At 56.6% G+C, this 16,118-nt stretch carries 19 protein-coding genes and 1 tRNA gene; 12 read left to right on the top strand and 8 right to left on the bottom strand.

The genetic code is table 11. The features are described 5' to 3' along the window. Positions 1 to 33: 33 nt before the first annotated feature. The gene (locus tag ACRARG_RS16030) at positions 34 to 1,458 is read right to left on the bottom strand and encodes a TolC family outer membrane protein (protein ID WP_432691014.1); all 1,425 of its coding nucleotides are present in this window, start codon (positions 1,456 to 1,458) and stop codon (positions 34 to 36) included. A gap of 61 nt (positions 1,459 to 1,519) precedes the next feature. Next, positions 1,520 to 2,173, bottom strand: coding sequence for a protein-L-isoaspartate O-methyltransferase family protein (locus ACRARG_RS16025; RefSeq protein WP_432691013.1), 654 nt, complete (start codon positions 2,171 to 2,173; stop codon positions 1,520 to 1,522). Between the two features lie 172 nt (positions 2,174 to 2,345). Here ACRARG_RS16025 and ACRARG_RS16020 point away from each other — a divergent pair. Next, positions 2,346 to 2,419, top strand: a tRNA-Cys gene (locus ACRARG_RS16020). Between the two features lie 68 nt (positions 2,420 to 2,487). Here ACRARG_RS16020 and ACRARG_RS16015 read toward each other — a convergent pair. From ACRARG_RS16015 to ACRARG_RS16005, 3 genes are read right to left on the bottom strand one after another with little or no spacing between them, the layout of a single operon-like run. Then, on the bottom strand, positions 2,488 to 3,519 hold the full coding sequence (locus tag ACRARG_RS16015) for a site-specific integrase (RefSeq protein WP_432691012.1): 1,032 nt from the start codon (positions 3,517 to 3,519) through the stop codon (positions 2,488 to 2,490). Beyond that, positions 3,516 to 3,707, bottom strand: coding sequence for a hypothetical protein (locus tag ACRARG_RS16010; RefSeq protein WP_432691011.1), 192 nt, complete (start codon positions 3,705 to 3,707; stop codon positions 3,516 to 3,518). Before ACRARG_RS16010 ends, ACRARG_RS16015 begins: the two co-directional genes overlap by 4 nt. A gap of 23 nt (positions 3,708 to 3,730) precedes the next feature. Next, entirely contained in the window at positions 3,731 to 3,907 is a 177-nt protein-coding gene (locus tag ACRARG_RS16005; RefSeq protein ID WP_432691382.1) for an Arc family DNA-binding protein, read from the bottom strand. A gap of 102 nt (positions 3,908 to 4,009) precedes the next feature. Here ACRARG_RS16005 and ACRARG_RS16000 point away from each other — a divergent pair, with 102 nt between their 5' ends. Next, complete coding sequence (locus ACRARG_RS16000) at positions 4,010 to 4,348, top strand: Arc family DNA-binding protein (RefSeq protein ID WP_432691010.1); 339 nt, start codon at positions 4,010 to 4,012, stop codon at positions 4,346 to 4,348. Positions 4,349 to 4,458: 110 nt separating this feature from the next. Further along, positions 4,459 to 7,236: a UvrD-helicase domain-containing protein gene (locus tag ACRARG_RS15995; RefSeq protein WP_432691009.1), complete on the top strand. Its 2,778-nt coding sequence runs from the start codon at positions 4,459 to 4,461 to the stop codon at positions 7,234 to 7,236. On the opposite strand, the gene ACRARG_RS15990 is transcribed toward ACRARG_RS15995, so the two are convergent. After that, on the bottom strand, positions 7,233 to 7,649 hold the full coding sequence (locus ACRARG_RS15990) for a hypothetical protein (protein ID WP_432691008.1): 417 nt from the start codon (positions 7,647 to 7,649) through the stop codon (positions 7,233 to 7,235). The two genes, ACRARG_RS15995 and ACRARG_RS15990, sit on opposite strands and share 4 nt — an antisense overlap. Before the next feature lie 383 nt (positions 7,650 to 8,032). Between ACRARG_RS15990 and ACRARG_RS15985 the strand changes: the two genes are divergently transcribed. Both ACRARG_RS15985 and ACRARG_RS15980 read left to right on the top strand, forming a co-directional pair. Next, complete coding sequence (locus ACRARG_RS15985; protein WP_058239030.1) at positions 8,033 to 8,245, top strand: helix-turn-helix domain-containing protein; 213 nt, start codon at positions 8,033 to 8,035, stop codon at positions 8,243 to 8,245. Between the two features lie 2 nt (positions 8,246 to 8,247). Beyond that, positions 8,248 to 8,421: a hypothetical protein gene (locus ACRARG_RS15980; protein WP_432691007.1), complete on the top strand. Its 174-nt coding sequence runs from the start codon at positions 8,248 to 8,250 to the stop codon at positions 8,419 to 8,421. A gap of 89 nt (positions 8,422 to 8,510) precedes the next feature. On the opposite strand, the gene ACRARG_RS15975 is transcribed toward ACRARG_RS15980, so the two are convergent. Beyond that, positions 8,511 to 9,416, bottom strand: a complete 906-nt coding sequence (locus tag ACRARG_RS15975; RefSeq protein WP_432691006.1) for a hypothetical protein — start codon at positions 9,414 to 9,416, stop codon at positions 8,511 to 8,513. Between the two features lie 278 nt (positions 9,417 to 9,694). Continuing rightward, positions 9,695 to 9,952, bottom strand: coding sequence for a hypothetical protein (locus ACRARG_RS15970; RefSeq protein ID WP_432691005.1), 258 nt, complete (start codon positions 9,950 to 9,952; stop codon positions 9,695 to 9,697). 202 nt (positions 9,953 to 10,154) lie between these two features. On the opposite strand from ACRARG_RS15970, the gene ACRARG_RS15965 reads away from it, so the two are divergent. From ACRARG_RS15965 to ACRARG_RS15935, 7 genes are all read left to right on the top strand, one after another. Beyond that, a complete protein-coding gene (locus ACRARG_RS15965; protein WP_432691004.1) occupies positions 10,155 to 10,472 on the top strand; it encodes a hypothetical protein in 318 nt (105 codons plus the stop codon). Positions 10,473 to 10,536: 64 nt separating this feature from the next. Then, positions 10,537 to 11,115, top strand: a complete 579-nt coding sequence (locus ACRARG_RS15960) for a lytic transglycosylase domain-containing protein (RefSeq protein ID WP_432691003.1) — start codon at positions 10,537 to 10,539, stop codon at positions 11,113 to 11,115. Further along, positions 11,115 to 11,405, top strand: coding sequence for a TrbC/VirB2 family type IV secretion system protein (locus ACRARG_RS15955; RefSeq protein WP_260081729.1), 291 nt, complete (start codon positions 11,115 to 11,117; stop codon positions 11,403 to 11,405). The genes ACRARG_RS15960 and ACRARG_RS15955 overlap by 1 nt, the downstream gene beginning before the upstream one ends. A gap of 7 nt (positions 11,406 to 11,412) precedes the next feature. Then, positions 11,413 to 11,691: a VirB3 family type IV secretion system protein gene (locus ACRARG_RS15950; protein WP_432691002.1), complete on the top strand. Its 279-nt coding sequence runs from the start codon at positions 11,413 to 11,415 to the stop codon at positions 11,689 to 11,691. After that, positions 11,681 to 14,047, top strand: a complete 2,367-nt coding sequence (locus ACRARG_RS15945; RefSeq protein WP_432691001.1) for a VirB4 family type IV secretion/conjugal transfer ATPase — start codon at positions 11,681 to 11,683, stop codon at positions 14,045 to 14,047. Before ACRARG_RS15950 ends, ACRARG_RS15945 begins: the two co-directional genes overlap by 11 nt. Before the next feature lie 236 nt (positions 14,048 to 14,283). Next, entirely contained in the window at positions 14,284 to 15,339 is a 1,056-nt protein-coding gene (locus ACRARG_RS15940) for a lytic transglycosylase domain-containing protein (RefSeq protein WP_432691381.1), read from the top strand. After that, positions 15,336 to 16,115: a type IV secretion system protein gene (locus ACRARG_RS15935; protein WP_432691000.1), complete on the top strand. Its 780-nt coding sequence runs from the start codon at positions 15,336 to 15,338 to the stop codon at positions 16,113 to 16,115. Before ACRARG_RS15940 ends, ACRARG_RS15935 begins: the two co-directional genes overlap by 4 nt. Positions 16,116 to 16,118: the final 3 nt, after the last annotated feature.

Below are 16,118 nucleotides of genomic sequence, written 5' to 3'. Positions count from 1 at the left end.
ACAGGCGGTTTTTCTCAATGGAAGGTTCGGCTTTTACTCTTTTTGAAGCCCGCGCAACACACGGTCGAGCTGTCTGCCCTGCTTGCTGAGTCCTGCCGGACCATCCTTGACCATATTGTAATAGCCGGCCGGGTCGTAGGTTCTGACCTTGAGCTTCAGCTTTTGAGCGGTGAGTTCTCCCATCGCGGACAGCAGAGAGTAACCGGCAACAAGCTGGTCAATCTCGGAGGAAATAAGATTGGCGCGGGCATCGAGCAGTTCCTGCTCGGCGTTGAGCACATCGAGTGTGGTTCTGGCGCCAAGGGTTGCTTCTTCGCGTACGCCCTGGAAAGCAAGCTGCGCGGCACGCACCTGCTGCTGGCTCGACTCATAGGAGGCGCGCAGCAATTGCCGGGTGGCGATTGCATTGCCGACATTCTGCCGGATATCGCCCGCAGTCACATGCAGCCCCGACCGCGCCGCATCGCGATTCTGATGCGCCTGACGCTGCAGCGAGCTAAGGCTGCCCCCTGAGTAGATGGGCTGGGACGCACCAAGTGAGATCGTCCCGGTCTGGCTGCGCCCGTCATTATAGAAGTTCCGGCTGAGGCTCAGGCTCCCGCTGAGGGACACCGACGGGCTGAGTGCCGCATCGGCGACCGCAATCCGGAGTTCTGCCACATTGACCTGATAGCGTGCCTGCAGCAGCGCCGGGTGCTGGCGCAGCGCCAGCGCCGCCGCCGCATCTGCCGTGGCGGGAAGCCCGGTCAGAGCGCGCACGGGCGACAGGCTGCCGGGTTCATGGCCAACGGCCGTCAGATATTCCAGCCGCGCCTGTGCCAGCGTGCCCTGCGCCGTCGCCAGATTGGACCGGGACGCGGCAAGCCGGGCTTCGGCAAGGGACACGTCCGTCCGGGTGACTTCGCCAACCTCGAACCGGTCCTTTGCAGCCCGCAACTCCTGTGTCAGGAGCCGCAGGTTGTTCTGCCGCAGATCCAGAAAGGCCTGCGCCCGGAGCACTTCGAGATAGGCACTGGCGGCGCGCAGCAGGATCTGCTGTTCGACCGCCACGAGGCTCTGACGCGTCGCCAGAACGGATTCCTTGGCGATTTCCACACCAATCCTGGATGCGCCACCATCGTACAGCAGGATCTGCGCCGAGAGAGACAGGCTCGCGCTGCCGCTTTCCGTGCCGACGAGGGCATAGCCAGACGTGGCGCTGGCCGTCTCACCAAAGGTGCGCGACGCGCTGGCGGACCAGGAAATGATGGGTCTCAGCGCGGAGAGCGCCTGTGGCACATTCTCGTCGGCGGCACGCAGCAGGGCGCGATTCTGTTCCAGCAAGCCGGAGGTGTTGTAGGCCGATGCCAGCGCATCAGCCAGCGTCTCAGCCCGGGCGGTGCCCTGCGTGAACAGCAGTCCCGCTGCGGACAGAACCGCCACACCTGCGGCTTTGCCGAAAAATCTTTTCAGTTCCATGCCCTGCTCCTGCTCCGTCGCTGCCTGTTTTCCAAGATCCGCGCCATTTGGCAACGTCGGATCAAAGCGCGAATGTCTTTGCCTTTTCGAACCCCGGAAGAACCGGAGCAAATGCGTTGAACGCAAATCGCCAGTGCGTCTTGCCGCCGGATTTGTGACCGATTTTCACCGTGCCCAATTTGCCTTCGACGATCAGCGCGGCAATCCGGCCGCCTTCTTTCAGCTGATCGGTCAGTGCTTCGGGCACCTGCTCTACAGCGCCATCGATAAAGATGATGTCATAGGGGCCGTGATCCGGCGCACCGGCCTCCGGCGCTCCGGTTTCCACGACGGCGTTGTCGGCCCCGATCTCTGTCAGGGCGTTCTGCGCCTCCTTGCACAGGGCCTCATCCCCCTCAAGGGCGATGACGGCCTCGACCATCCGGGCCATCACGGCCGCGGAATAGCCGGTCCCTGCCGCCACGACGAGTGCAAGTTCCTCCGGTTCCGGCTCCAGCGCGTCGAGCGCTTTTGCCAGAGTGCGCGGCTCAAGCAGGACGCGCCCCTCTCCGATATCCACATTCTCGCCCAGATAGGCCGCCTCTCTCAGGTCATGCGGCACGAAATTTTCGCGCGGGACGGACAGCATCGCGTCGATAATCGGGAATTTGGTTACGTCGGCGGGACGTATCTGTGCGTCGACCATCATGGTGCGGCGGGTCGCGAAATCAGTCATGCGGTACACGCTCGGGAAGTTGGCTTTGCGGATGTTTTGGCACAATCATCCGGGCGCGGCAACGGTGGCCAGGGCGTCAATTCGCGTCTGCGGCACTTTTACCCCAAGAATGCGATGAGGAGGCCACTTGCAGTGACGCCACTTATCGGCTACCCCACGCGCACCGTTCCGAGGCGAGTTGGCGGAGTGGTGACGCAGCGGATTGCAAATCCGTGTACACCGGTTCGATTCCGGTACTCGCCTCCAATAAAATCAATGACTTGCGTCATTTCCCCTCTCCTTCACTGCCATTTTTGAAACAACCGTTGAAACTTTCACGTTTCGGACTTGCTTCGTTCCATTTGGTTTCTTGCCTCTTGAGCGCGCTTCGCGAGCTCTCTTTGCCGGATCGGCCCACCGTACTTTTTGAGCATCTCAACGCCTGAATGGCCGGTGACGGCTTTGACCATCTCGTCATCACATCCAGCCAGATACAGCTCGATCGTCGCATTTTTCCTGAGCCCGTGCGTTTTGTAGTAGCTCGCCTTCTCGTGCTTCATCTTCTTCTTGATGGTGCGCATTTCCTCCGCAACGATCCGATAGCTCACTGGTCGCCCCTTGGCGTCCGTAACAACGGTGCCGTCCGTTCGTGCGAGCCCGTCGAGATGAGTTTTCAGGCGGTCGGTAAGCGGGATCCAAAGCGGTTTGTCGGTTTTGCCCTGCGTGAAGTCGAATCCTTCATCGGAGAAGTGCTCCCATTTCATCTTCACGACATCGCCAATACGCTGGCCTGTTCCAACGCAAAGCTCGTAGACCAGCCGCGCCCGATTTGAAGCCAGCGCTTCGAACTCGGCCCGAACATCATCTGGCCAAGGCTCCCAGCCGTCGCTCTGCTGCTTGAAAAGCGGAATGCCCTTTGCCGGATTGCCGTGCTCTTTCTTGATGAAGCCAATCAATCGGGCGTGATTCATCAGGACGACCATGACCTGGACAAGATAGTTGGCTTGCCGCCAATGATCCGCATTAGCCCGATGCAATTCATAAATGTGATGGGTTTCGATCCTGGCCGGGTCTTTGTCGGCCCAGATCTCACGAATGTGGCTCATATACCGCCGATAATCGGACCTCGTCCGAGGCTTCAGCTTCTTGTAGGCGTCGCTCTCGTAGTAACTAAGGATCAACGCCTCAAAATTGCGTTTGACCGGCGCAGGCGCTGGTTTTCCTTTCAGCAGGCGATTGTAATGATCCCAAAATTCCGGGGTGTCCGCTTCCTCGTGCATCATGACAGAGATGCCGCGCGAACGCCGGATGAACCGGAGATACCCCCGGTCATTGTAGACGTATTTGGGCAAGCTCTTGCGAGTCATTCGCCCATTCTCAGGTCACTGTTGAGAAAGTCGTCTGCCGCCTCTGGCGCGACCATGTTGGCATCGACGATGACACTGCCATCAGGCTTGATTTCGAATTTTGCCCGCTGCCAACCTGCCTCCCGCGCCTCGCGGATGAAGGCTGAGGCTGCCTGTTTCGCTTTTGTCTGTATACTTGCTTTCGTCATCGTATCGGCACCTCTCTTACTCGTTAACAACGCGCATTATCACTCTGATCCATATTGATTTTTCCAACTGATCCGAACGTGGATCGCCTGTCTTTCGCTGCCCGAATGGCACGGATCACTTCTGAATTTTGGGAATTTCCATTGCGATCTGACTCCGCCTTGATCCACTCCTTGAGCTCTTGCGGAAGCCGAAGTTGCATTGGTTTACGACTGTTCATGAAACGCCTCCAGGTTGAAACCACATCCCGTTAGTGGCACTTAGCCACTATTGCGTCAATCGCTTTTTATGGCACAGTGCCACCATGCCAGAACAAAGCGCTCAAAATCAGGATAAATTCATCGTGCGGCTGCCAGATGGCCTACGCGATCGAATACGCCTCGCGGCCGAGGCCAACCATCGCAGCATGAATGCTGAGGTCGTTGCCCTCCTCGAAGAAAACTATCCGGCCCCTGTACCGGAAAACGTCACCGATCCTGCTGCAAGGCTTCTTTTTTGGCTTGCAAAAAGAATACGACGCAGAACGCCTAAACCGGGCTCAGCGAGAGAGCGCCAAGCGGCGCTGTACGAGAGCATCGCGAGCGACATTACCGCTCGGATGGAGGCGATTCATCAGAGCAATCAGAAAGGCGGCAATGGTTAGCGAATTTACCGTTTAACCTCCAGAATCTGCCGAGAAGAAAGATGCCCAAAACACTTTGGCAGCGCACGAAACACGTTGCCTCAACCTATACTTGGACATTCATAGTTGTGATGGTCCTCAATCAACTTCTATTCTTCGGCTTTTGCCTCAATCCAATTTGTTTGATCGCGGCTATGCCGCATGTTCTTGCTATCACAGTGGCGTTGGGTAGCTGGTTTAACAAAATCAATGGCTGGGGTGGTGGCGACCAAGAAGTGGAGCGATCCCCCCCTTCAACGAGGGTCGTTCCAAAGAGAGTCCCAGCAATTGGGCCCAGTTCAGAGTATTCAGATTGGCGCAGCGCTTGGTCAACATCCATTGAACCGAACAGATGGATCCCCAAAGGTGAAGCCGAGAACATTGTCCGACGCTTTCCACCATTTAAGAACGGGAGCGAAGAAGCTGAACCCACTTCGCAGTATTCGCATTTTCAGAAGGCTCTTGCAAAGGAGTTTGATGCGGCCAACTCCGCTTTTGGCAAAAAACAGAAAGAACGGTTGAGCGATTTTTTTTCGTCGATCGAGCGGAACCCACTCACCGATGAGCAAATGGATTGCTGTATCTGCATGGACAACGCGCTTCAAATCGTTGCCGCCGCAGGATCCGGTAAAACATCAACTCTCGTTGCACGTGTCGGGTATGCCCTAATGGAGGGCTTGGTCCCACCTGAGGAGATTTTGATTCTTGCGTTCAACCGATCTGTAAAGGACGAACTGGAAGCTCGTATCAAAGAACGCCTTGGTGATTTTCCCAACATCCGACGCATGAATATAAAGACATTCAATGCTTTCGGCCTGGAGGTAATCGGAAAGAGCACCGGGCGAAAGCCAAGGTTGGCTGACTGGGTTGAACCAGGCAAAGACGTTCAAGCCGTCTCAGAAATTGTAGAAGATCTTCGCCAACGCGATCCCCGCTTCCGGCTTGACTGGGATCTGTTCAGAACGGTCTACGGTCGCGGCATTGATGAGTGGGACAACCTCAAGCAACCGCAAACCGACGTCATAGGTAAAGGCAGCATTCCAACTGCAGACGGGAAACTGGTTAAGAGCCAAGAAGAGCGCATGATCTGCGATTTTCTCTTCTACCACGGCGTGCCATATGAGTACGAACGAGCATACGAACACGACACTGCCACAGAAGCGCACTCCCAATACCATCCTGACTTTTATTACCCCCGCTTGCACCTCTACCACGAGCATTTTGCGCTGGACGCGCATGGCAAGGCACCGGCCCATTTTTCCGGCGACTATGTTTCGGGTGTCCTCTGGAAAAGGGAGCTACACGACGAAAAAGGAACCCAGCTATTCGAAACCACCTCGCATGGCTTGCGAAACGGTAACGACCTGGATCGGCTGAAATCCGAACTGGAAAAAAACGGCGAAGTTCTAGAGTTCGACGAGAACCGCAAACCCACCGGCCAAGAGCCAATACCAACCAAGCAACTAGCCTCGACGATCCGTGCTTTCCAGCAGCATGTCAAAAGCAATGGATTGAGCCCGAGGGACTTGCACCAGAAGATTTCTAATCATGAGCGTGGCCACCGCGATCGGCTAACGCGCTTCGTTAAGCTCTACGAAAGGGTCGCCGAGGAATGGCAGCGGCGTCTTGCCGTCGAAAACTGCATCGATTTCGATGACATGTTGCTCGATGCAATCAAGCACCTGAAAGAAGGTAAATATCAAAGCCCCTTCAACATGGTTCTTGCGGACGAGTTTCAGGATGTTTCTCAGGCTAAGTTGCGTTTACTCAAAGCCCTCATAGAAAGCGCAGGGACTTCCGCAAGCTTGTGCGTTGTTGGCGATGACTGGCAAGGGATCAACCGTTTCGCTGGTGCCGATATTTCTGTCATGACCGGTTTCGACCGAACATTCCCGAACGCCACACAGCTCACACTAAGCAGAACGTTCCGATGCCCTCAGGTTTTGTGCGAAGCATCCAGCGACTTCATCCAGAAGAATCCCATCCAAATAAGAAAGGCTGTTGAAACCACCAACACTTATGAAAGAGCCGGACTTCATACATTTGCAGCGGAGACGATGAGTGGCGCTCATGAGCGCATCGAGAAAGATCTTAGGCAGCTGCATGGTGCCGCCAAAAATGGCCAGCTTGACGTTCCCAACGGTAACAAAATCACGATCATGCTCTTGGGCCGTTATCACAAGGATAAGCCCGCCAGCTTCAACAGTTGGAAGCGCGCCTATGGCGATCAACTTGAGCTCAGTTATTCTACTGCCCATGCCGCAAAAGGCCTCGAGGCTGACTATGTGATGCTTCTCAATGTCACCGAAGGCTTGATGGGTTTTCCAAGCCAAATCGTTGATGACCCTGCATTGCAGCTCGCGATGCCAGAGCCCGATGACTTTCCACTGGCTGAGGAGCGCCGCCTTTTCTATGTTGCCCTGACTCGCGCCCGCCGACAAACGCGCATCTACACATTGCAGGACAAGCCTTCGAGATTTGTCGTCGAGCTCGCCAAAGACGGGCATACCGAGATTAAAAGCGAAAAGGCTACGTTGAAGGTCTGCCCAAAATGCGGGGCTGGCACTCTGAGCCAAAAGAACGGACGATTTGGGCCGTTTGAAGCGTGCAGCGCGCATCCAGAATGTGATTATACCAAGCGACTACTTTCGGTTGGTAGAAGCAGCGCTTCATCGGTGAAATCCATTCGACTAAAAGACCTCATAGCTGAAGGGGCGAAATGCCCTACATGCAATCAAGGCACCATGGTTCTCCGAATGGGGCCAGACGAGAAACCGTTCCTTGGGTGCTCTTCGTTCCCTCGTTGTCGAACAACAGCACAATTCACCAAACGGCAAAACGGGAACGGAAAAAAGGGCATTAGGCATTAGTAGGCCACCCACTCATATCCGTGGTTGCCTTCGTGATCTTCCCATTCCACACCGACGCCTCGTCGCCAATTTGACGACGAACAGCGCCGTGACGGTAGAACCCATTGCGGGGCAGCAGCTGGTGTCGTGCGTTGCCAGTTGAACTCGCCCTGCGTACCGTAGCTCCCGAGACGCATGTTGTAGCTCTCCGAGCAATCATCGTCGCGACCGCGCTCGCGATGGCTGTAGTGCCGCACATCCCAGACACGGATCGAGCGCACGAAATCGAATTCCAGACCGCTGATATCGATATCGGCACCCCCTTCAGCCACCTGAGCCTGAATAACCTCGGCAAGTGTCTGAGCATTGTGATTGCTGGCCTCCCAGATCTTCGGGGCCGTGCTTTGCAAAGGCGCGCGCTCAGAAACGCCCATAGGGCAGCGCCAGATTTGCAAAGGCGGCTCAATCGGCCAGGGCGTGATTCGGCGGATAAACACGGCGCGGGCATGAGCACATTCTGCTGACGCGGGCCACCCACCAGCCAGGCAAAGCAGAATGGCGCAGTCAACCTGATAGGCCTTAGCCGCCTGCGGGGCCACGGCTGAGAGTACAGCCACGACAGCTCCGCCTGTCCAGTTTCTGAAAAGTCTACACCTCATGTCAATAAATGCCTTATGATTACATTGCTACATTATTGACACATTACCTCCAACCCTGACCATCACACCATATGCGAGCAAAGTGTTTGTGATGCTCGCGCGCGTTTTGTGGAATATATTCCGTAGAGCGGTTCTTGTGATCTGGCCGAATACAGGCCATGAAATTACGGGAACGAGTAGGGTTAAATGTCCGGAATCTAAGAAGTTCCAGAGGATTGAGCCAAGAACAGCTAGCTTTGGCCGCGAACATCGATCGCAGCTATATCAGCGAGATTGAACTCGCCAAAAATTCAGCATCAATCGATGTTCTGGAGCGGATCGCGGATGCCCTCGAGGTCGATCCTAAGGAATTGTTTAACGAGAGGGGCTAGTTTTGCCCAAACTTGAGAGTGTTCGCACAACGGCCGAAGCCATCGGCCGCATTACGTGCATCAAAACAGGCAAAGAAATCGGCCTGCTGTACCAGTGGGACAACGGCGAGATGCAGGCGGCGCTGTATGATAAGGGACGCAAACCACACCGCGTTCAACCCGGCAAGGAAGGCTAAATAGCAGACCTTTGAAATTTATCGTTGTACCGTTGGCCTGCTTATCCGCGAATATTTCATTCAGTTTGTTCGGCATTGCGAACGAAATTTTAGGGTCCGCAGCAAAGCCGTTTTTCGTTGTACTTATGATAGTAGCGTTTGGCCTCCTCGTCTCCGCCTAAGCTTTGCCGTATCTCAGATATTGTCAAACCGGATATCCCATGCTCGGTGCTCAATTTGTGCCTGATATAGGCGTAAGCGTCCCTTTGGACTGGTTCAAAACCAGGTTTATGCTGGAGGATATCTCGCCGACCTATGCGTTTTGCATAGTATTTTAGCCCCAATGTTTCAAACAGCTTGCTGTCAATGTCCCGAACAATTCGCAAGCAAACGTCAGAGTATGTAATCGGATGGTGCGGTGAAAGCATCAGACATCCATCTGAAATTGACGGAGGCGGCGAAAGCTTGCGACCCTCAATAACGGTGGGCCAATTTTCAATTGCAGATAAAAACGCAACATCTGACAGAAGCGTAGATACTTGTTTGTTTGGCATGCCCATCTGATGGGCAACACAATGGCGTGCAACTTCGTAGAAGTTCAAAACCGGCAAAAGATACGAGATACTCTCTATATTCCAACCGAATTTAGAGTAGATCCGCTCGATGGTGTTGCCACCTTCAGTCTCAGCGTTCCGCTTGTAGTCATTGTAAGAACCGTCAATCTCGTCGGAAAAGACGTTGAACGAAGAGTAGACGCGTACGATCGCCATTTCCGAAATCTGCCTTCGGACTGCGTCCAATTCCGCTTTTGGATCCGCAAATGTTGTTCGGGTCCAACGTTCACCCGCATCCAATATGAGCTGTGAAATTCTATCGCCCAAAATCATTGGATCTTTGGAAAACGAACCAAGGTGGTCCACTGCGGCTGTAGCAACTTTCACGTGATTGTTCAGTTCGGCATGCCTAAGAAGATAGGCGATTTGATGCTCTGACTTCGCATTGGAAAAATCCGCCATAAATTACTTCCGTTCCTTACCGAGTCCACACCATAATCGCAGATCAACTTGCCGCACCCAAGCGCCCGACACCAGTGGAGTTGTTTGTCTTTTCCTGATAGCTTTCGAAGACAAACGTAACGACATGTCTCGAACACAGCCACTTATGCTGAGCAAAGTCGTCGCTCAGCGCAAAAATCCGATTTTCGAGGCAAGAAAACTTAGGGCAACTGCGTCCGGTACTAGCGACTTTGATGGAGCTTTGTTGGCCAGTAGTTGTCTCGACTTGGGGACGGGTGTCATTTCCCGATGTCGTCCAGCAACTCAAGAACGCGCGCATAGCTTCCGCTGACGTCGCGCGCTTGGTCGAAGACCTCTCGCCTCTGCTGATCTAGGCAACGAAAGTACCGCTCGACATCGGTAAAATAAGCCTCCGCATCGCGCTTCAACAGATCCGCATAGGCCTGCACGTCATCGGCATCGGTCGGCATCCACGGCGGCGCAGGCGGCAGGCAAGTGCCCGCAATCGCGGCAGAACCCCAGCTCAGAACGACCATAACCGCCCATGTTGGTTTCAAAAGCGCCATATTATCTTGGCTCAGCCACTCCGTTGCAGTAAATTTGTTTCAACGCATGAAGGGCGCAATAACTCAAATTGCACCTATTGATTGCAAGATTATAATATTGTATCGGTTCGGTAGTCCATGAGGGACTGCCGGGCCAATGCACAATTCTGCAAGGCTCGATCCTATGAATTTGATGCAAGACGCCCCCAATGTTGTCAGTGAAGACGGGCTGCGCACGTTGCTTGCCGAGGGCCATTCGGCAGATGTTGTGTGCCGGGTTACGCCCAAACGTACAGGTGCTCAGTGGTCCGGAGTTTGGACCGTGCATTGCGTCTCGCCAGATGGCGAGACGCGTCGCCTGCTCGTCACTGCACGCAACAACATGGCTGCCCGAGAGTTCAAGACAATCAATGGCTTATCCAGCTTCCTTGCTGGCCTTGGTGTTTCAATCGTCTCGATCCCGATGCTTGAAGGCAAGATCGCCTCTCACACGTTGGACGACGCGGGCTAAGCTACTTGCCGTCCTAGCAGCATTCCTTGCTGACCCTGCCTATTCTGAAGGCTTCGTGCTTTCCATGCGGGCCGATGGCCAGCTGGAGACCAAAACACCCCAATCAGGTTTTGCACAAAGCTATGTCGACGGGATTGGTGCAAACCCGCCAGAGCTGATCGTTTTTGCAGCGCCTGAGCCTGAAGCTCCGCCTCCTACACCCGCCCGCGCAGTTCCCCGCCCCGAAATCCTCGCCGCCCTTGAAAGCACCGCGCATCGATATGGCGGGCACCCGGCGTTGCGCCGCGCCGGTCTGTCGGTGACGGAGTGGCAGGCCCTCTTCCAAGCCAATATCGAGATCGAAAGCGCCTATCGCCCGAATGCGCGCAGCTCTGCAGGTGCGATCGGCCTCGGACAGTTGATGCCAGCGACGGCCGCGCAGCTCGGCGTGGATCCGCATGATTGGCAGGCCAACCTCGACGGGTCCGCCCGCTACCTCCTGATGATGCTGGCGCAGTTCGGCACGCCCGAACTCGCGCTTGCTGCCTACAACGCGGGGCCAGACGCGGTCGCGCGCTATGGCGGCATCCCACCCTACCAAGAAACCCAAAATCACGTGCGCCGCGTCATGGCGGTGCGTGACCGACTGACTGGAGCCTCCTGATGCACATTCATTTCCGCACGATCCTGTCGCTGGCTCTGGCCAGTTTGATGATTGCTAATCCCGCCTTGGCGCAGAGCATCGACCTCTCGCCGGTACAGAACCTCCTGCAAGGCATCGTCGACACGATCACAGGCCCCCTGGGCATTGTCATCGGCACCTTGGCTTTGATCGGTGTGTTCCTCTCTTGGCTCTTTGGAATTCTGGACTTCCGCCAAGCTCTTTGGGTGCTGGTCGCCATTGCAGGCATTGCAGCTGCGCCGACCATCGTGACCGCCATCTGGGGCGCGTAAATTCGGCATGGCGACGCAAATCCGTCTCTTCCTGGGCCTGATCCGGCCGCCAAAGCTCATCGGCTTACCGATCATGTATGCCATGGTTTGGCTCTTCGGGTTTGTGTTGCTGTTTCTGTGGGTCCAGAGCTGGCTGGTGATCATCATTGCCGCTCTGGCCTATCCTGCACTGTGGAAAGCTGCTGACTGGGACCCGGCCTTTCTTGAGGTGATGGTCACCGCCTTGCAGGAGACACCGCCCACCCCAAACCGCAAGATCCATTCGGGGGACAGCTATGCTCCGTGATCCTTCGGATGATCTTGCAACGTTGCCAGACTGGGCGCGCAAAGAGCGACCTATGGCCAGCATGCTGCCCTATGTCAGCCTCGTGAATGACGTGACGATCCGCACACGCGGCAATGCTTTGTTCCAGTGCATCCGCCTTGATGGCGTCAACAGCATGACCAGCGATAACGCACATTTGGAGAAGATCCGCGCGCTCTTCGCGGCGATCATTGCGCAGATTGGGCCAGAGTACAGTTTCTACGTGCACAAGGTCTCCAAATCGATCGAGACCGCTTTGCCACCGGTGCCCAATGAGGGGTTTGCCCAAGCTCTGGACAGCCGTTGGCAAATGGCAATGGCGCGGGCAGGTCTGCGGGACAAAACGCTCACGCTGACAGTTCTGAAACGTCCGCCCCTCGGCGCACGACTGCGCTTGAAGCGCTCAGACTCGATCGCCCAGCTGAAAGACCAGACAGCCAAGCAGCTGCGTAAGCTCGAGGAAGTCATCGGGTTTCTGCTGTCGTCTTTTGCGGAAATGAACCCGCGTCTGCTTGGGGCCAAAAATGGCGAGCTACTCGGGTTCCTCGGGGCGCTCAACATCGGCCAAGAGCGACCGCTCTTCGCAAAATCGCGCTTTGGCGTCATTGCCGAGGATGTGGCCAACACGCGCGTCACGTTTCAGGGGCGAGGCTTCACGCTCGACGATGGGACGAAGGGCAAACGGTTTGGCACCAGTTTTGCGATCAAGACCTATCCGGCCAAAACCAACTGCACCATGTTCGATGAGCTGAACCTGCCGGTCGACATGGTGGTCACGCATTCCTTCACGCCGATCAATAGCAACATCATGGCAAGCCGGATCAAACGCCAGCAGCGCCTGATGAAGGCCAGTGACGACGGCGCGATTTCCCTTGCTGAAGAACTGGTCGACGCGCTCGACGATCTTGAATCTAAGCGCCTTAGCTTTGGCGATCATCACATGACAGTCACGGTTTTCGCCGAGACCGAAGAAAAGCTGGAAGCCATCGCCGCCGAGGTGCGCAACATTGCCGCCAGTGAAGGCGTAAACCTAGTGAACGAGAGCTTTGCGGCACGCACCCACTATTTCGCGCAGCATCCGGGCAACGGGCAAATGCGCAGCCGCAAGGCCGCCATCACCAACACGAACTTTGCCGACCTCGCGGCGCTGCATCGTGGTCAACTGGGGAAACCCGGGCACAAAGTGCCTTGGGGCAAGCCGATTACCCTCTTCCCGACACCTGAACGCTCGGGCTTCCTGTTCAACTATCATGAGACGGGTCAGCCAGAAAAAGAGCCGACCGGCGGGCACACCTTGATCCTCGGCCGTCCTGGCTCGGGCAAATCGGTTTTGTCAGCCTTCCTCATGACCCAAGCCCGTCGCTGCGACGCGCGCGTATTTGTGTTTGACTATCGCGCGGGCATGGAAATGGCGGTGCGCGCCAATTGCGGGCGCTACAGCGCCATCAAGGCAGGAGAAGTGACCGGTCTGAACCCACTGCGCACCGAAATCGACGGGCGCGGGCAAGCCTGGCTTTCTGATTGGCTGGCAACACTGCTACATCGCGCTGACAAGCCCCTGAGCCCTGTTCAGATCAATCGCATCCAAGAAGTAGTGCGCCAGAACGCCGGGGCGAGCGATGCCGCCCTGCGCAACTGGCAAGACCTGGCCTCACTCTTTGTGGCAGGGGCAGATGAGGGGGATCTGTTCGAACGGATCCAGGAATGGACCGCTGATGGCCGCTATGGCTGGATCTTCGGCCAAAGCGCTGAGGATACCTTCTCGCTCGATGGCGATGTGGTCGGGTTCGACTTGACCGGCATTCTCGACAGCGAAAGCGAGAAAGAGCGCATGGCGGTCCTGTCATACCTGTTTCGGCGGGTGGAGCGTGTAATCGAGGACCGCAAGCCGACATTAATCATCATCGATGAGGCCTGGAAGGCGCTCGACAACCCGTATTTCGCAGATCGGCTCAGCAACTGGCTGGTCACGGCGCGCAAACAGAACGCGGTTGTCGTGATGATGACCCAATACGCAAGCCAACTTGAAAAGACCCGCACCGGCAAAACGATCGTCGAGGCTGTGCCGACGCAGCTTCTGCTACCAAACATCCGCGCCTCGGCCAGCGATTACACCATGCTGGGCCTCACTGAAAAAGAGCTCAGCGTTCTGCTCGGCACCGGCAGCAACTCCCGTCTGGCGCTGGTGCGTGATGATCAAGGCTCGGTGGTGATTGACGCTGATCTCAGCGCCCTTGGCCCTTACCTCACGATCCTTGGCGGCATGGAAAAAGGCGAAGCGCTGGTCGGCGCGGATTACCGCCAGAACCTCGATTTTTGGAGACAGATTGATGCGTAGACTTTGCGTACTTACCCTCACCCTTTTGACTCTGACAGCCTGCGCGGAATACCGGCCGTCGGAAGCAAAATGCTTCAATTCGTTTGCCGAAGTCAGCCGCAGTAACTGCAATTTCGAGCTGCTCGGACCGATTGGTGGTCTCGGTGAATAAGCACTGCCTGCATATCTTTGCAGGCTTGGTGTCGCTCGCCGCGCCATTTGCCTATGCCCAAGGCGTGCCGACCTTTGATGCGGGCATGTTCTTGCAGCGCGAGCGCGTGCTGCAGCAGGGCGAACAAGATCTGGCTCTGCAGCGAGATCGGCTGACCAAAGAAGAAGAGCTCGAAGAGCTCGAACAGGAACAACTCCAAGCGCTAGAAGACATTCTCGAGGCCACGACGTTGGCCAGCGGGAATTCCGGCGTGCTGGTCGCGAGCTTGGAAGCTGGTAGTACGCCCGACAGCGCAGCAGAAACGCTCTATGGTCCGGTCGACCCAAATCCCGGCGCAGCCCAGATGTTCGGCGATGCCTCTGGCTCGATCGAACAGCTTATCGTCCGAGCCGCCCAAGAAACGCACCATATGTCCGGCGTGCGCGCTGCAGGCCTGTCACCTAAGCAATGGCGTTGCTTGTTGCAGGCGCTGATCTGGCAAGAAAGCCGCTTTACTATCGGCGCGCGCTCCCCCGTCGGCGCGTTCGGCCTCACCCAGATCATGCCAGGAACTGCGCAGGATCTCGGGATTTACCCTGCCTATTATGAAAACCCCTACATCCAGGTCACCGGCGGCGCACGCTATCTGGCGCAGATGCTGGCCATGTTTGACGGCAACATCATTCACGGGCTGGCCGCCTACAACGCCGGTCCTGGTAATGTGCAGCGTTACAGCGGCGTGCCGCCCTTCGCCGAGACTCAGCACTACGTTCAGGTCATTCCAGGGCGCTACAACCTCTACCTTGCCCGCGTCGGCGGCGTCGATGCGCTCGGCACGATCGATCCGGTCTTGCTCGCCAACTCCACCATGAGCCTGACCTCTTTTGGCGCGGGGGTCTATGGCGATTACTCCTTGGTCTCGGTGCAAGCGGCCGCGCAGCGCGTGCAGGACATAATCACCCGCATTGGCGAGACCGACGACATTCACGCGGCCATGTCGCTCAACACCTACGCGCGGGCTGAACTCGCTCGCCTAATCGCGATCCGCACGCGCCTCAAGGCCGCCCATACCCGCCCGCTTAGCGCGGCAGAGCTGGCCATGGCGGCCGCGCAAGCCCGCGAACAAGACTTCATGCAATTCGATTTGGAGGCACTCCGATGATCCGCTTTCTTTCTACCGTTGCCACCTGCGCATTGCTGGTTGCGTCCTCTGCATCTGCCCAAGGCGTTCCCACGGTCGACACACGCAACATCGCCCAAGAAATTCGCCAGCTGCAGCAAATGCTGGAGGATTTCGGGATCCAGACCGATCAGCTCGACACGCTTCTCGAGCAGCTCGAGCTGGTGCAGCAGCAACTCGACACGTTGAACGAAACCTACGCCGCCCTGACCGGCGCGACAGACATCATTGAGATGGCCATGGGTGGCGATCTCGATGGGCTTTTGGACCAAGAGTTCGGCGATCTCCTTGGCACCATCCGGCAAATCCAAAGTGGCGATTTCAGCGGTCTGATCGGCAACGCCGCCCCTCAGATGGAAGGCCGCATGACGCAAGCCCTTGAAGATGCTGGGTTCGATCAAGACAGCCTGTCCGACATGGCCAGCAGCGGCAATCCTGGTGCAGAACGCATTGCCAGCCAGGCGGGCACCGGGGCGGTGATGTCGGCAGCGGCTGAGAACAGCTATGAAGAGGCTGCGCAATCCCTCGAACGAGTCGAACAGCTGGTTTCCTTGATCCCGGACATGGAAACGCTCAAGGAAGCCGTCGATCACAACACACGCGTTACGGCCGAGCTGGCCATCGCCATGACGCGCATGTGGGAGCTCGAAGCTATTCAGACCGTTGGCGCGGGCCAGTCCGGCGTGGCGGATGCCGCAACGCTAGCCGAAGAACGCCGCTACATGGACTTCACTCTGCCAGACCTGCGTGCGGACTGACCC

The sequence above is a fragment of the Pseudooceanicola profundi genome (genome assembly GCF_050897955.1).
GTDB lineage: Bacteria > Pseudomonadota > Alphaproteobacteria > Rhodobacterales > Rhodobacteraceae > Pseudooceanicola.
Note: the sequence above shows the minus strand (reverse complement) of the source record. Positions and strands in the feature narration are given on the sequence as shown.

Coding starts and splice junctions, on each gene's coding strand:
- ACRARG_RS15960 (WP_432691003.1), top strand. CDS start 10,537: ATGCGGGCCGATGGCCAGCTGGAGACCAAAACACCCCAATCAGGTTTT.
- ACRARG_RS15990 (WP_432691008.1), bottom strand. CDS start 7,649: ATGGGCGTTTCTGAGCGCGCGCCTTTGCAAAGCACGGCCCCGAAGATC.
- ACRARG_RS15940 (WP_432691381.1), top strand. CDS start 14,284: ATGTTCTTGCAGCGCGAGCGCGTGCTGCAGCAGGGCGAACAAGATCTG.
- ACRARG_RS15985 (WP_058239030.1), top strand. CDS start 8,033: ATGAAATTACGGGAACGAGTAGGGTTAAATGTCCGGAATCTAAGAAGT.
- ACRARG_RS16005 (WP_432691382.1), bottom strand. CDS start 3,907: ATGCAACTTCGGCTTCCGCAAGAGCTCAAGGAGTGGATCAAGGCGGAG.
- ACRARG_RS16010 (WP_432691011.1), bottom strand. CDS start 3,707: ATGACGAAAGCAAGTATACAGACAAAAGCGAAACAGGCAGCCTCAGCC.
- ACRARG_RS15935 (WP_432691000.1), top strand. CDS start 15,336: ATGATCCGCTTTCTTTCTACCGTTGCCACCTGCGCATTGCTGGTTGCG.
- ACRARG_RS16025 (WP_432691013.1), bottom strand. CDS start 2,173: ATGACTGATTTCGCGACCCGCCGCACCATGATGGTCGACGCACAGATA.
- ACRARG_RS15975 (WP_432691006.1), bottom strand. CDS start 9,416: ATGGCGGATTTTTCCAATGCGAAGTCAGAGCATCAAATCGCCTATCTT.
- ACRARG_RS16015 (WP_432691012.1), bottom strand. CDS start 3,519: ATGACTCGCAAGAGCTTGCCCAAATACGTCTACAATGACCGGGGGTAT.
- ACRARG_RS15955 (WP_260081729.1), top strand. CDS start 11,115: ATGCACATTCATTTCCGCACGATCCTGTCGCTGGCTCTGGCCAGTTTG.
- ACRARG_RS15995 (WP_432691009.1), top strand. CDS start 4,459: ATGGTCCTCAATCAACTTCTATTCTTCGGCTTTTGCCTCAATCCAATT.
- ACRARG_RS16030 (WP_432691014.1), bottom strand. CDS start 1,458: ATGGAACTGAAAAGATTTTTCGGCAAAGCCGCAGGTGTGGCGGTTCTG.
- ACRARG_RS15945 (WP_432691001.1), top strand. CDS start 11,681: ATGCTCCGTGATCCTTCGGATGATCTTGCAACGTTGCCAGACTGGGCG.
- ACRARG_RS16000 (WP_432691010.1), top strand. CDS start 4,010: ATGCCAGAACAAAGCGCTCAAAATCAGGATAAATTCATCGTGCGGCTG.
- ACRARG_RS15965 (WP_432691004.1), top strand. CDS start 10,155: ATGCAAGACGCCCCCAATGTTGTCAGTGAAGACGGGCTGCGCACGTTG.
- ACRARG_RS15950 (WP_432691002.1), top strand. CDS start 11,413: ATGGCGACGCAAATCCGTCTCTTCCTGGGCCTGATCCGGCCGCCAAAG.
- ACRARG_RS15970 (WP_432691005.1), bottom strand. CDS start 9,952: ATGGTCGTTCTGAGCTGGGGTTCTGCCGCGATTGCGGGCACTTGCCTG.